At 37.2% G+C, this 13999-nt stretch carries 14 protein-coding genes; 8 read left to right on the top strand and 6 right to left on the bottom strand.

Features of this window, described 5'->3' with window-relative positions; genetic code table 11:
- Nucleotides 1–121: 121 nt before the first annotated feature.
- The 3 genes from ACN19N_RS04245 to ACN19N_RS04235 all read left to right on the top strand — a co-directional run bounded on the left by ACN19N_RS04245 (nucleotide 122) and on the right by ACN19N_RS04235 (nucleotide 2160).
- A complete protein-coding gene (locus ACN19N_RS04245; RefSeq protein WP_420002022.1) occupies nucleotides 122–475 on the top strand; it encodes a DUF2384 domain-containing protein in 354 nt (117 codons plus the stop codon).
- Nucleotides 476–974: 499 nt separating this feature from the next.
- Nucleotides 975–1322, top strand: a complete 348-nt coding sequence (locus ACN19N_RS04240; protein ID WP_151760645.1) for a hypothetical protein — start codon at nucleotides 975–977, stop codon at nucleotides 1320–1322.
- A complete protein-coding gene (locus ACN19N_RS04235; RefSeq protein ID WP_420002021.1) occupies nucleotides 1306–2160 on the top strand; it encodes a hypothetical protein in 855 nt (284 codons plus the stop codon). The genes ACN19N_RS04240 and ACN19N_RS04235 overlap by 17 nt, the downstream gene beginning before the upstream one ends.
- A 152-nt stretch (nucleotides 2161–2312) precedes the next feature.
- Here the strand turns inward: ACN19N_RS04235 and ACN19N_RS04230 are convergent, their stop codons facing one another.
- Complete coding sequence (locus ACN19N_RS04230) at nucleotides 2313–3260, bottom strand: MobA/MobL family protein (protein WP_420002020.1); 948 nt, start codon at nucleotides 3258–3260, stop codon at nucleotides 2313–2315.
- A gap of 516 nt (nucleotides 3261–3776) precedes the next feature.
- Here ACN19N_RS04230 and ACN19N_RS04225 point away from each other — a divergent pair.
- Together ACN19N_RS04225 and ACN19N_RS04220 are read left to right on the top strand one after the other, a co-directional pair.
- Nucleotides 3777–4478 carry a hypothetical protein gene (locus ACN19N_RS04225; protein WP_075315967.1) on the top strand — a complete coding sequence of 234 codons (702 nt, stop codon included), beginning with the start codon at nucleotides 3777–3779 and terminating at the stop codon, nucleotides 4476–4478.
- Nucleotides 4479–4700: 222 nt separating this feature from the next.
- On the top strand, nucleotides 4701–4916 hold the full coding sequence (locus tag ACN19N_RS04220) for a hypothetical protein (RefSeq protein WP_075315968.1): 216 nt from the start codon (nucleotides 4701–4703) through the stop codon (nucleotides 4914–4916).
- 266 nt (nucleotides 4917–5182) lie between these two features.
- On the opposite strand, the gene groL is transcribed toward ACN19N_RS04220, so the two are convergent.
- From groL to ACN19N_RS04200, 4 genes are all read right to left on the bottom strand, one after another.
- A complete protein-coding gene (groL, locus tag ACN19N_RS04215) occupies nucleotides 5183–6817 on the bottom strand; it encodes a chaperonin GroEL (protein ID WP_004663351.1) in 1635 nt (544 codons plus the stop codon).
- 60 nt (nucleotides 6818–6877) lie between these two features.
- The gene (locus ACN19N_RS04210; RefSeq protein ID WP_005144860.1) at nucleotides 6878–7168 is read right to left on the bottom strand and encodes a co-chaperone GroES; all 291 of its coding nucleotides are present in this window, start codon (nucleotides 7166–7168) and stop codon (nucleotides 6878–6880) included.
- Between the two features lie 189 nt (nucleotides 7169–7357).
- Complete coding sequence (locus ACN19N_RS04205) at nucleotides 7358–8113, bottom strand: metallophosphoesterase family protein (protein ID WP_420002019.1); 756 nt, start codon at nucleotides 8111–8113, stop codon at nucleotides 7358–7360.
- Entirely contained in the window at nucleotides 8094–9032 is a 939-nt protein-coding gene (locus ACN19N_RS04200) for a diacylglycerol/lipid kinase family protein (protein ID WP_420002018.1), read from the bottom strand. Before ACN19N_RS04200 ends, ACN19N_RS04205 begins: the two co-directional genes overlap by 20 nt.
- A 395-nt stretch (nucleotides 9033–9427) precedes the next feature.
- Between ACN19N_RS04200 and ACN19N_RS04195 the strand changes: the two genes are divergently transcribed.
- On the top strand, nucleotides 9428–11257 hold the full coding sequence (locus ACN19N_RS04195; protein WP_004663356.1) for a phosphoenolpyruvate carboxykinase (GTP): 1830 nt from the start codon (nucleotides 9428–9430) through the stop codon (nucleotides 11255–11257).
- Nucleotides 11258–11506: 249 nt separating this feature from the next.
- Here the strand turns inward: ACN19N_RS04195 and ACN19N_RS04190 are convergent, their stop codons facing one another.
- Entirely contained in the window at nucleotides 11507–12475 is a 969-nt protein-coding gene (locus tag ACN19N_RS04190; protein WP_151826256.1) for an integron integrase, read from the bottom strand.
- Between the two features lie 190 nt (nucleotides 12476–12665).
- Here ACN19N_RS04190 and ACN19N_RS04185 point away from each other — a divergent pair, with 190 nt between their 5' ends.
- Together ACN19N_RS04185 and ACN19N_RS04180 are read left to right on the top strand one after the other, a co-directional pair.
- Nucleotides 12666–13229 (top strand): pilin, encoded by a 564-nt coding sequence (locus ACN19N_RS04185; RefSeq protein ID WP_420002017.1) that lies wholly within the window; start codon nucleotides 12666–12668, stop codon nucleotides 13227–13229.
- A 168-nt stretch (nucleotides 13230–13397) separates the two neighbouring features.
- A complete protein-coding gene (locus tag ACN19N_RS04180; RefSeq protein ID WP_269229820.1) occupies nucleotides 13398–13985 on the top strand; it encodes a glutathione S-transferase family protein in 588 nt (195 codons plus the stop codon).
- The last annotated feature ends 14 nt before the right edge of the window (nucleotides 13986–13999 follow it).

Here is a 13999-nt window from a genome sequence, read left to right as displayed (position 1 = left end):
GAGAAGATTGCGATTTACTCAGGCTGATTTAAAGCGATCAAACTGAAGCTCACGCACCTTCAGAAATAGCCTATTAAATGGGATAGAATAAATAATCAGCAAAGCTCAGCGGGTCGATTAAATGAACTCAGCCAGTACAACAATGGTTTTAGCAGAAGCCGTCTTGAAAACCGCGAATTTACTTGGGCTTAGCAATACTCAACTGACTGCTATGATAGGTCTCGATCTCGCGTCGATGAAGCAAATCGAATTCTCGGCTGTATTAGAACCCGCATCCCCACAAGGTGAATATGGATTATTACTGATTCGCCTTTATCAAAGCTTATCAACACTCACGGGCGGTGATTCTGAATGGATTGATTATTTTATGAATGCATTCAATACCGCAACCGATGGTATCCCGATTCAGCAAATTCAAACCAGAGAAGGCTTAGAGAAAGTCTTAATGGTTGTTGAAGCCCTGAACAATCGATGATTTATTTAACTCATTCTTTTAGCGAATCAGCCTCGATTTGATGGATTAGAAATTCTGATCATCATTTTCATCACTTCTTTTAAAAACACATCAAACATTAAAGTTTGTGCTCAATACGCCACTATAAACATGGTTCACACCCAATTTTCTAGCCGTCAGAAATTTAAAATATCTTCAGAAGAATCAATCAATTATTTAATGTTAAGATATGTAAAAAGATCCAATCACAGCATTGACAGCTCAAGCGATATCCAGTTAAGCTAACTCTACACAGCAAAATCTGTGTTCAGGCGTGAGAACCTGATACAATCTAGGTGCAAATTAATGTCGCACTAGCGGCTATTTTTTTGTCTACTGTTTTAGCAGTCGTTATGGCAGCTTGCAGGGCAACCGTAAGGTTGGCTGATCCTAGATTCAGTATTCTCACCCCTGTTGAGCTGCCACCATTACCGTGAGAAGTAATGGGGGTAAGTATTAAAACTTATCTAGGACCACTGCTATGAACGCAATTCTTCATGGTGCAAATACGTGCACACCTAAAAAACAAGCCTCTCAATTGATTGTTGAACTGGGCAAAACTATTTCAAATCCTCAGCGTCAAACACTCGCCAATCTTTATATTGCTGTTGATACTGCAAACTCCCTGCTCAACGAACTTGAACAAGCCCATGAAATCATTCGTCAATGCATGCATGAAATGACTGATGAGCAAATTCTTAAAGTCGCAAAGCTCAATCAAAATAACAATTTATCGTCGCTCTGGGCATTTCGTACACATCAACGTCACAAGATGATTGAACGTGCACAACGTGTGCTACGTGGGGCGAATCATGTCCAAGACCAATAAGAATAATCATCTTCTCGTATCTGGAGACTATCCTCTCATTGCTTCGCCAACGCTTGCAAAAGCGTTTGGCGTGGCTGCCGCCAATTTTTTACAGAAGTTGCATTACTTTTTAGAAAATAACGAAGGAAAAACCTTTAATGGAAAAAAATATTGGTTCCATAGTTATGAACAGTGGCAAAGCACGCTTGGCGTGTACAGCATCTCAACAATCAAACGAATTGTTGCAAAGTTAAAGCGAGCTGGGATTCTTGTGATTGAAAAGTTAGCACAAAATAAATGGCTGCAAACCAATTTCTATACGATTAACTATAAGAAACTCAAACAATTCATCAAAGTCGACAGTCAACAAGATCATCAGGCTAAAGTGAAATCACCCATTTCTGCTCCAGTCGCTGCACCAAGATTAGAAAAGCCAGCAACAGCACATACTGTTCAACCGAGTGCACTAATCAATTCAATTCAACAGGCATTTCAAAATATCAAAGTTAAATCAAATACATTTGCACCAACATTAAAAGTGGCAAAGGAATCCCGTATACGCCCTGACTTTGTCACGCGTGAATCTTATTCAATAGTTGGATTAAGCCAACCACTCCACCCTGCGGCATCCAAGGAAATATTAAAAAATATGGATATGGACTACCGCTGCTTTTATCAAGCACTAAGGCAACAACGAGTAGATATTGATTATGACGATCAGCGTATTCAACAACTCTTAACGTATCAGAAGCGAATTCTTCAACATATTGTATATATCAAACAAAATTTTGTAGGACATGAGCGTTATCAATGGCATACGCTGGAACAATTACAGATGGAAAACTATTTTAAGAAATAGGTCAAATTGCGCTAATACCAATTCAGTTGATCCGTCCATAGAAAGTATATAGACAGATCAACTGATTTAATTAAAGACTGAAGAAGGAATAATACATTCCATTGAGTTTGCTTGTGAGCAGTCATCATATTCGGTTTATTAATGAGGATATATTAGAAGTCAAAATCAAAGTTTTTAGATTGATCAAGTTGAGGTCTATTCTGATTTTGCTGTTCACGTTTTTTAGCCAACGCTAGCTCATACTCATTTTTATAAAGTTCATACAGATTATTTTGACGAATTTCCCGAATGTTCTTTCTATATTCTGCTACCTTGTCTTGATCTTCAGGATCAGTGCTATAGAGTAATGACCTTGGAATTTGTGGGACTGTTTTTAAATTGGTTCCATGTTTTTTATTATAATCTTCATTAGATAAGCACGATACTGCACTGCTCACTTCGATTTCCACACCATGAATTTCTATAATTTTTGTGGGTGCATATTTTTCTAAAAATTCATTTATTATTTTTTCAGTTTGTGTTCGGTAGTGAAATAATATATTACGACCAAATCCAAGCACATCCGCAGTAATTTTTAACGCACCCCCTTTTTCAGGATTTTTTTGACGATATTGCTTAAAGAACTGTTCTGGGGAACGTTCAATATTATCCAACATACTTTTTTCTGAAAATAATAAATGTAAATGTGGTTGCTCAGAACTTCCATCCAGTGCGGCGACATGATTATGAATTGCGATTGTTGATGGCATTTTATATTGACCACAAAATTCATACATTAATCTTTCAGACAACTCTATACGGCGATTTTTATCCAGTTCTTTAGGCAAAGCGATTGTAATATGTGATGAGCTTCGTCTAGTCTCACTTGTATATTGATCTGCTGCATACCAAAACTTTTCAGGATTATTTTCAGACCAAATCGGCATATTATAGGATGCACAATATTCAAGCTCTTCAATCTCACTTTTATGCTTTGAAAAATATAAAGTACGCGTAATATAGTGATATGCACTTTTTGAGAGTCGATACTTTGAATCACCATCACTCAATTTTATTTGACTCTCACCTTTAACGTTGTGACTTAAATGAAAATAATACATTTTTACTTCCGATATTAATTTAATTGGAATATCGGATCCTACAAAATTTTAAAAATTCATGATTCGTTTCGTGAAGAAAAATGAAAAAAATTTTCAATTAAAACGCATGAGTAACACCACACCAACTTTTTTTAATTTTTTCAACAAAAACAATAGCTTAATTATTTGAAGTATGTGGTAACAGATGAATAATTATGTAGAAACAGTAAATCTACAAACATGAGTAACACATAAATTAATTAATAATCAATTACTTAAAACTAAAAGTGCTGCGCAGCACGAGGAGAAGTGTCTTTTAAAGAGAGCGAAGCGAAATTTAAAAGACACGGAAACGAGATATAAAAAATCTTTTTTGCATTCGCAAAAAAGATTTTTTATCTGCCCCACCATTAACAGCCATAAATTAACAGTTAAAACTAACAGAAGAGTAGTTTTTTTTGAAAACCTCAACTTATGACAATTTTTTTTTAGACTCTGTGATATACCAACATTTTCTTAAATGCAGATGGTTTAAAAATGGGTAGAACTAGATTAACAGTAGATGAAATTATTTTAAGTGTTGAAACATACTTGAGGCAAATAGCAAAACGTACTCATTCAGATGAGTTAATACTACAATTGATTCGATCAAAAACTGCAAATCAATTTACAGAAGAAGACATTAAAAATTTGAGGAATAAATATCATAAAGTTTTAGAATTAAATAGATTAGAAGAAGTAATGGACACTATCTGCTCAATCAAAAAGACTGATCGCTCTGATATTGAAAATGATATCGTTGAATATAGTGGCTATGAATATCCGTTTTTTCAGACTGATGAAAGAAGAAAAATCGCATTAAAAATGCTAAGAAACTACAATCGAAGAGTTCCTGATTTAATAAAACAAAAAGCACATAATGAAATCAAAAATTCATTTCAAAGTCCTTACAGACAAGAAAAAAAGAAGATAAAAGATCGAAAGCAAGAGAATCATGAGAAATTTTTTCTGGGAAGTGTGCTTATATCATTTTTTAAATCACAAAATAATGAAATGAATTATCTTGAGAATACACTTAAAATGATAGAGCTTTATCAAACTAAAGATTATTTTAGAAAAGAATTGTTTTCAAAGTCCGAAATTGAACAATTTAAACTCTCAGAAAAAGGAAGAGATTTCAATAATAAGAAAAATGTCATTTTATTAGACCACAATAATCCCTTTAAAAATAAGAAATAAAATTAAAAGATAAAGCATTATACGTTTAGCTCATTTATTTTAAATGAGCTAAGCAGTCGACGTTGTTATTATCTACAACGAACAAAAGATTATTTACTGATATAATAAAAGAAATAAGTCTTTTTTTTGATTTTTTAAACATATCTCATCTTTTTTTTAATTAATTTGATAGCCTTCAGTTCAAGAGATTTCCTCTTAAAATTATATTGTAGGAGAGATTTAATGGGTATATCTATAGACCTTACTAATACAGAGCGACGTGTATCAACTGCGGAATTTGCATTAAGAATGAATATATCTGAAAAAGAGTTATATGATCGAATTAAAACCGGTCGCGTGAAAAGACCAATCAAAGATGGACGTAAAAACTACTGGCTTAATAGCTATGTCCTTACCTGTATTCTAAATGAGGAAGACTCAATTCTTACGTTAGAATGAAATAGATGTTGCTCTAAGTCAAAAGCGCCTGATTTTTCTCAGGCGCTTTTTTTGAATATTCTCATTCATCCAATAGTTAAATTCTTATCTAATATAATGACGTCTTTTTTAAAAGATGTAGTAGGTCTATAAAATTAAAAAGGTCACAAATAACATTTGTGACCTTTTTTGTAACAAACTCATATGTGAGTAACATCGTGAGTAAGTTAAATATCAATATCTTAAATCATATTAAATTACAAAAACTTAAGATATCAGTGAGCAGTTTACATCATTCCGCCCATACCACCCATACCGCCCATATCTGGACCAGCTGGTTTATCTTCTGGAATGTCAGTAATCATGCATTCAGTTGTTAACATCAAACCAGCAACAGAAGCTGCGTGCTCAAGTGCAGAACGCGTTACTTTAGCAGGGTCAAGGATACCCATTTCCAACATATCTCCATATTCACCAGTTGCAGCGTTATAGCCGAAGTTACCTTCACCCGCTTTAACTGCATTAATTACAACTGATGGCTCATCACCTGCATTCGAAACGATTTGACGAAGTGGCGCTTCGATCGCACGACGTAAAATGTTGATACCTGCTGTTTGGTCTTCGTTCGCGCCTTTTAAGCCATCCAATACGTTTACAGCACGTACCAGTGCAACACCACCACCAGCAACAACACCTTCTTCAACTGCTGCGCGAGTTGCGTGAAGTGCATCATCCACACGATCTTTCTTCTCTTTCATCTCAACTTCAGTTGCTGCACCAATTTTGATGACTGCAACACCGCCAGCTAATTTAGCAACGCGTTCTTGAAGCTTTTCTTTGTCGTATTCAGAAGTAGATTCTTCGATTTGCGCACGAATCTGTTGAACACGTTCCGCGATTTGTGCTGCATTACCCGCACCATCAACAATCACTGTGTTTTCTTTAGATACAGTGATTTTGTGTGCAGTACCAAGGTCTTGAAGAGAAGCTTGCTCTAAAGACATGCCGACTTCTTCAGAAATCACAGTCGCGCCAGTCAAGATCGCGATGTCTTGAAGCATTGCTTTACGACGGTCACCAAAACCAGGGGCTTTCACTGCACATACTTTGATAATACCGCGCATATTGTTCACAACAAGTGTAGCAAGCGCTTCGCCTTCAACATCTTCAGCGATGATCAAAAGTGGTTTACCTGTTTTAGCAACAGCTTCTAATACTGTGATCAATTCACGGATATTGCTGATTTTTTTATCAACAAGAAGAATGAACGGATTTTCAAGTTCAGCAGTTAAAGTATCTTGCTTGTTCGCGAAGTATGGAGAGATATAACCACGGTCGAACTGCATACCTTCTACAACGTCTAAAGCGTCTTCGAAGCCAGAACCTTCTTCTACAGTGATAACACCTTCTTTACCTACTTTTTCCATCGCTTGAGCGATAAGTTTACCAACAGTTGTGTCAGAGTTCGCAGAGATTGAACCTACTTGTTCAATTGCTTTGAAATCATCAGCAGGTTTTGCATTGGTACGGATATTTTCAACAACCGTTTTTACTGCGATGTCGATACCACGTTTTAAATCCATTGGGTTCATACCTGCAGTTACAGATTTGATCCCTTCATTTAAAATTGCTTGAGCAAGAACAGTTGCAGTTGTTGTACCGTCACCTGCGATGTCATTGGTTTTAGAAGAAACTTCACGAACAAGTTGAGCACCCATGTTTTCAAACTTGTCTTTTAAAGAAATTTCTTTCGCAACTGTTACACCATCTTTAGTGATGTGTGGCGCACCGAAAGAACGGTCGATCACAACGTTACGGCCTTTAGGACCTAAAGTTACTTTTACTGCATCTGCAAGTACGTTTACGCCTGCAATCATTTTTGAGCGAGCTGAATCACCAAATTTTACGTCTTTAGCTGACATGTTAAACTCCGAATCTTTTTAAATACTGAATCTGAAAATAAATTTGAGTTATGTGTCGAGTTAGCCTTCAAGCACAGCTAAGATGTCCGACTCTTTCATGATCAAGAGTTCTTCACCACTTACTTTTACTGTTGTACCTGCATAAGTACCGAACAATACTTTGTCACCTACTTTAACGTCTAAAGCACGAACGCCATTGTCAGTGATCTGACCATTACCTACTGCAATGATTTCACCTTGAGAAGGTTTCTCAGCAGCAGAACCTGGAAGTAAAATACCACCAGCCGTTTTAGTTTCTTCTTCTACGCGACGAATCACAACACGATCATGTAATGGACGAATGTTGCTCATATTTAACTCCATCAGACTTAGTCTTATTGATTAATGTGTGTCGCCAGTTCATAGCAACACATATAAAATTTTGATATGCCACTTTTGTGGGGTTAAAAAAAATGGCTTCAAGGGGGAAATTAAAAAAAAATCTATTTAAAGATGTTTTTTTAAACACAATCACATGATCTTGCTGAATTAAGCAGCATTTCATGATCGAAGAAAAATTTTCTGTTTTTCATCAAACCAGTAATGCTCGATTGTTCCGTCATCTAAAATCAAGTTAAAACTATTTGAAAACCCAAAACGCAAACGATTTGAAGTTGCTGTTCCAGCATGAATATCTAAAATAGGATGGTTAAATCCCAATTGAAAAATTTGATTTAAATCATGAACTGCAACTTTGTGTAGATGCCCATGTAATAAACCAAACAACCCTGTCTCACCCCAACGTTCTAATGCAATTTTAGCAAGCACAGGACAATCTTTATCTCCATGCTCATTTGGGAAGGTATAAAAAGGCTGATGGAAAGTGACCAATTTTATTTTATTTGTGGGTGCATTTTTTAGCTTGGTATCCGTTTCATAAATTTGCTCAAGGGAAATATGCCCTCGGGTATGGTATCTCCGACGAATACTATTCATGCCAACAATATAAAAATGCTCCGTTTCTAAAGTAGACTCTAAACGGCCAAAAAACGCTTGGTAACGTACAAATGGAGAGAAGAAGCGATTCCAGACATGATAAAGCGGAATATCATGATTACCCGGCACAACAAGATATGGAATATGCAAAGAATCTAAAAACTGACGGCAATCATAAAATTGCTTGAAACGCGCACGCTGGGTTAAATCACCACTGATTACAATTGCCTCTGGGCGTTTTTGTTGGCAAAACAGTTGTATCGCTTGAATACATTCTTCACGCTCAGTACCAAAATGTAAATCAGATAGGTGCAACAACATTTGGAACCATCACTTTTAAAGCTGATTTTTTTACTGAGAACGTTAAAGGTGGTTGCATATCCACTAATTCCCCATCGACTGCAACAGTAAGTTTGGCCTTTTTACAGTCAACCTGTATTTGTTCGGCACAAAAAGAATAGACGTCCGATGCTTGATCAATTTCCCCTTGAACAAGTCTCCATAGCATTTTTAATAAACTGATTCGGTCACTTTTAGCAACAACAACTCCAGCTAACTTGCCTTTTGCAGCACATTCGGCAACTCTTAATTTCATATCCTCTAATTGCAACTGATTATTACCAAAGAATATTAATGGAGTAGCTACAGGATATTTTTTCCCATCCACTGTGAGTGCGAGTTTTAATGATTTATGTTCGCGCAGTAACACATCTAACGCCGAAGTATAGGCATGTAGAGGAAAGCGCCCTAAATACTGGTTATAAAGTTCACGCTTCTTAATGAATAAAGGATACAAACCTAAACTGGCATTGTTCAAATAAATTTGATCATTAATCGTTGCAACATGAACTTCGCGCGGTTGACCCACTGCGATTACTTCTGCTGCTAGAGCCACATCAATCGGAATATCTAAAGCACGTGCAACATAATTAAACGTACCTAAGGGCATTATTCCCATTGGAATATTGGTATGCATTAACTTTTTTGCTACGGCATTTAATGTACCATCGCCACCTGCAGCAACAACTACCCCACGCGCATGTTCCTGTTGATGTCGAGATAAAACATTATTCATCATTTCATCAAAATTAATGTGCGAATTTAATTCAAATACCTGAATTTCAAATCCTTTTTGACTCCAAAAAGCCATAAGAGCTTCATACTGGTCTTCTTGCTGTGCTGCATGAAAGCCAGATTTTTGATTGTAAATTATGGACAAGGGCCGTAAATTCTGAGTCATACCTAACAGCCTTAAAGATAAATCACCAGTATTTTTGTTTATAAAATCAACAATTAAAAGTTTGTTTATGTAAATTTTGGATGAGCATTATTCAATTTATCAATAATAATTCTCAAAAAAATAAACAAACCTATCTAATTGTTTTTAATAATAATTTAAAATAAAAATAATACACATAAAAAAATTACATATAGGACTAGAAAATAATCAATTTAAGCAAAAACAATATTTTACCCATAAATATACACTCTTAGATTAAGACTCTATCAAGCACGGTAGTCTTATTTTTTTTACGATTTTATGCTTTAATACAGCCACTTTTTTTACTTCATCTATTTTCATTGTCATCCAATGAATAGAACTGTACGTCGTACACACTTTAAAAAGGCATCACCATGACCCAAGTGAACGCACCAGAATTCGTTCGTCACCCTAAGCTTATTGCATGGGTGGAAGAAATTGCAAAATTAACCAAACCAGCAAAAATCGAATGGTGTGACGGAAGCGCAGAAGAATATCAACGTCTGATCGACTTGATGATCGCTAACGGCACCATGCAACAACTTAACCAAGAAAAACATCCTGGTTCTTATCTTGCAAATTCTGACCCTTCTGATGTTGCTCGTGTTGAAGATCGCACATATATCTGCTCTGAAAATCAAGAAGATGCTGGTGCAACAAACAACTGGGTTGCGCCTGCTGAAATGCGTGCGAAATTAAACGGCTTATTTGATGGCGCAATGGAAGGTCGTACCATGTACGTTGTTCCTTTCTCAATGGGTCCTTTAGGCAGCCATATTGCTCATATCGGTATTGAATTAACAGATTCACCTTACGTTGCTGTCAGCATGACAAAAATGGCACGTATGGGTAAAGCAGTTTATGACGTATTAGGTACAGATGGTGAGTTTATCCCATGTGTGCATACCGTTGCTGCTCCATTGAAAGATGGTCAAAAAGATGTCGCTTGGCCATGTAACAATGAAAAATACATTGTTCATTACCCAGAAACTCGTGAAATCTGGTCTTACGGTTCTGGTTATGGTGGTAATGCTTTACTTGGTAAAAAATGCCTAGCTTTACGTATTGCTTCTGCAATGGGTCGTGAGCAAGGTTGGTTAGCTGAGCACATGCTTATTTTAGGCGTAACCAATCCACAAGGTGAGAAACACTACATCGCTGCAGCATTCCCTTCTGCGTGTGGTAAAACGAACTTTGCAATGTTAATTCCACCAGCAGGTTACGAAGGTTGGAAGATTGAAACCGTAGGTGACGATATTGCTTGGATCAAACCAGGTGAAGATGGTCGTTTATATGCAATCAATCCAGAAGCGGGTTTCTTCGGTGTTGCACCTGGTACAAATACCAAAACCAACCCGAACTGTATGGCTACATTAACTAAAGATGTTATCTATACAAACGTTGCTGTAACAGATAACGGTGAAATTTGGTGGGAAGGTCTTTCTAAAGAAGTTCCAGCAAACTTAACCAACTGGAAAGGTCAGCCTCACGTTGAAGGTGAAAAAGCGGCTCATCCAAATGCTCGCTTTACGGTTTCAGCTGGTCAATGCCCTTCTATCGATGCTGACTGGGAAAATCCAGCGGGTGTACCAATTTCTGCATTCATCTTCGGTGGTCGTCGTGCAGATACAGTACCTTTAGTATCTGAAGCTTTTGACTGGGTTGATGGTGTTTATAAAGCTGCAACAATGGGTTCAGAAACAACTGCTGCTGCTGTTGGTCAACAAGGTATTGTTCGCCGCGACCCATTTGCAATGCTTCCTTTCGCTGGTTATAACATGGCTGACTACTTCGGTCACTGGTTACAACTTGGCCAAGAAGTTGGCGCTAAAGCAGAAGCTGCTGGTAATAAATTACCAAAAATCTTCAACGTAAACTGGTTCCGTCGTGATGCTGAAGGCAATTTCGTATGGCCTGGTTTCGGTCAAAACATGCGTGTTCTCGAGTGGATCATTGATCGTTGTGAAGGTCGTGCTGAAGCGACTGAGACTCCAATCGGTTATGTTCCAACTTACGAACAGTTGAACTGGACTGGTATTGATTTCTCTAAAGAGCAATTCAACACTGTTACAGCTCAAGATAAAGATCAATGGATCAAAGAGCTTGAAAGCCATACTGAGTTATTCACTAAACTTGGTGATCGCCTACCTCAAGCGCTGAAAGATCGTCAAAATGAATTATTAGCAGCTGTTAAATCTGCTTAATCACTCTAGTTTCCCTCTTGATTAATGAGGGATTAAGGGAGATTTGAAAAGGTCGCTTCGGCGGCCTTTTTATTTGACGGATTTAGTAAAGAAGTGCAATACATTTATAAATAGTTGAGAAAACAATAACGCTTTGGGTGGTCGTAAATACCAAAATTCATAGTGCGAAATCAATCACGCTAGAATAATGTTGGTAAATATCTGATTCATCGTTAAAACAATGATCTAAGGAAAGAACATCAGGTTTTCTCAGAAAGAATCTAATGGACTTTTCACCCCCAAACCACCACGATTAAGTACATGGGTATAGATCATTGTGGTTTTAACATCAGCGTGCCCCAATAACTCTTGGACGGTTCGGATGTCATAGCCGTTTCGCAAAATTTGTGTGGCAAAGCTATGCCTTAAAGTATGCAGTGTAGCAAATTTTGTGATATTTGCTTGCTGCACAGCAATTTTGAATGCGCGTTGCAAGCCTTGATGATAAATATGATGCCGTCTAAAAACTCCTGTCCTTGGATCAGTAGATTCATTGGATGCAGGAAATACCCAAAACCAAGATAAACTGACATTTGCTTTTGGATATTTTTTCTCAATAGCATTAGGTAGATACACACCAGATTTATTGTATTTTCGATCCTCATTAAACAGAATCTTAGCTTGTTCTATTTGCAGTTTAAGCTCCTGCTGAATAGATTTAGGTAAAATGGTGATACGATCTTTATCACCTTTACCTTGACGTATGACAATTTCTTGTAGCTCAAAATCAATATCTTTAATGCGTAACTGTAATAATTCAGTTAATCGCATTCCTGTGCCATACAGCAATTTAGCCATCAACAAATGAATGCCTGATAGATGTTCAAGAACCACCTGTACCTCTTGATGTGTCAATACGACAGGCAATCGTTTGGGCTTGGCTGGTCTATCTAACTCATCCAGCCAAGGCAGCTCGATATTCAGCACTTCTTTATATAAAAAAAGTAAAGCTGAAAGTGCTTGATGATGAGTAGATTGAGCAACCTTACCTACATTCACCAAATGTGATAAATAAGACTCCACTTCCATACGCCCCATGTCACGCGGATGGCGCATCTTATGGAAAATAACAAAGCGTTTTATCCAACCACAATATGCCTGTTCAGTCCTATAACTCATATGCTTATAACGGATACGCTGCCTAACTAAATCAAGCAATTTGGGCTGTTGAACTGGCATTTTATTATCCTTGTTATTTTTATTATTTAATGATAATTTTAAGTTCAAATAAATCAATTATTTTTGCCTAATTTTTAATCAATCAGGTGTCTTATGCAACAGAATTTGGAATCTTATGTGTCACTTCTGCCGCATAAGAGTAGTTAGGCTACTGAAAACTAGGCATGGAATTATATTCAGGTTGTACAAAATGAGATTACCCTTTAGAAAGCTGTGGGTAGCACCGATTCCTACAGCACTTCTCGTTTTTGCGTTACTTAATCAATGCTCTGACAACAGCCACATTTTTACCGCTCTCGTAATAAGTAGTATTTTTCTTTCGGCGTGGACAACCCAATACTCAATTGCAGAAGGTAAATGCCGGTCAAAATGGTATGAGTATCCCTTCTCAATACTTTATGACGGCTGCTTTCTGATAGTTATTGCTGCTATTTCTTTAGTTTTTATACCCCCCTATCAGTGCTATAACGACCGGACCAAGGTATCCGAGGCACTTTCTTCCATTGCCCAACTCAGGTCAGAAATCTCCAACAGCCTGATTGCCAAAAAAGAGATAACCCAAAAGGAACTAGATAACCCCTCCAGCTTCAAAAATATCGCTTACTTAGAAGTAGATAGAACTGGAAAGATTCTCATAATTACAGCGACCCCTAGTGTGAGCATCCGTCTAGTACCAGAGTATAAAGACGGCGCCATTGAATGGCAGTGCCACGGCAGGCCAGAAAAGTTTGTACCGGCGAACTGCAGACGATGAATGTTCCCAACTATTGATAACATTCATCACTAGAACCGGATACAACTAGACTTCGGTTTTCCACGTTGAATTACCAACGGCGACTATGTGGTTGACCCTGCCCTGTTGTCTATGGCGACCTTCACCTAACTCAACGTTATGCTTACCACGAATAGAGAACAGATTTAATTGTTAACTTTATATGCTTATACATTTCGATCAAGAGCGGAGCGCATTCTTTGGCTTTTGAATGAACTTGGTTTAGAGCACCAAGTTATTCGTATTACACCAAGGGAAATAAAAAAGTTTAATCCATTGGGGAAAGTTCCTGCTATTGAACACAACGGCGAGCTTTACACAGAATCACTAGCAATCATGGAGTACCTTGTTTCTCTTGCTTCAAGAGCTGATCTTATTCCTTTTGATGCAAAGGAAATCTATAGGTTTCGTAATTTTATCTACTACTTACTTTCAGAAGTTGAGTCATATCTTTGGGTTGCTCAGCAAGCATCTTCTTTAAAGGCTTTTTATACTTGGCCAGAAGGCACTTATGCTGAATCAATTCTGCGCGTAACTAACAATATAAAGCCTTTGTATTCGCAAATCTCTAGCTCTGGGTATATATGCTCATGTTTTACTATCGCTGATATTTATGCGTATCATGTTTTTACTTGGGCGCAATCGCATGGTTTAATGTTGCCAGAATCGGTATTGGAGTATTTAAAAAATCTTGAAAAGCGGTCTTCATTTCCCATTGAAATGAAAAGTTTAGCATAACTCGGCGTTAGATT

This window comes from Acinetobacter sp. LF10, from assembly GCF_048585715.1.
GTDB lineage: Bacteria > Pseudomonadota > Gammaproteobacteria > Pseudomonadales > Moraxellaceae > Acinetobacter.
This window is presented reverse-complemented; position numbering and strand designations above follow the sequence as displayed.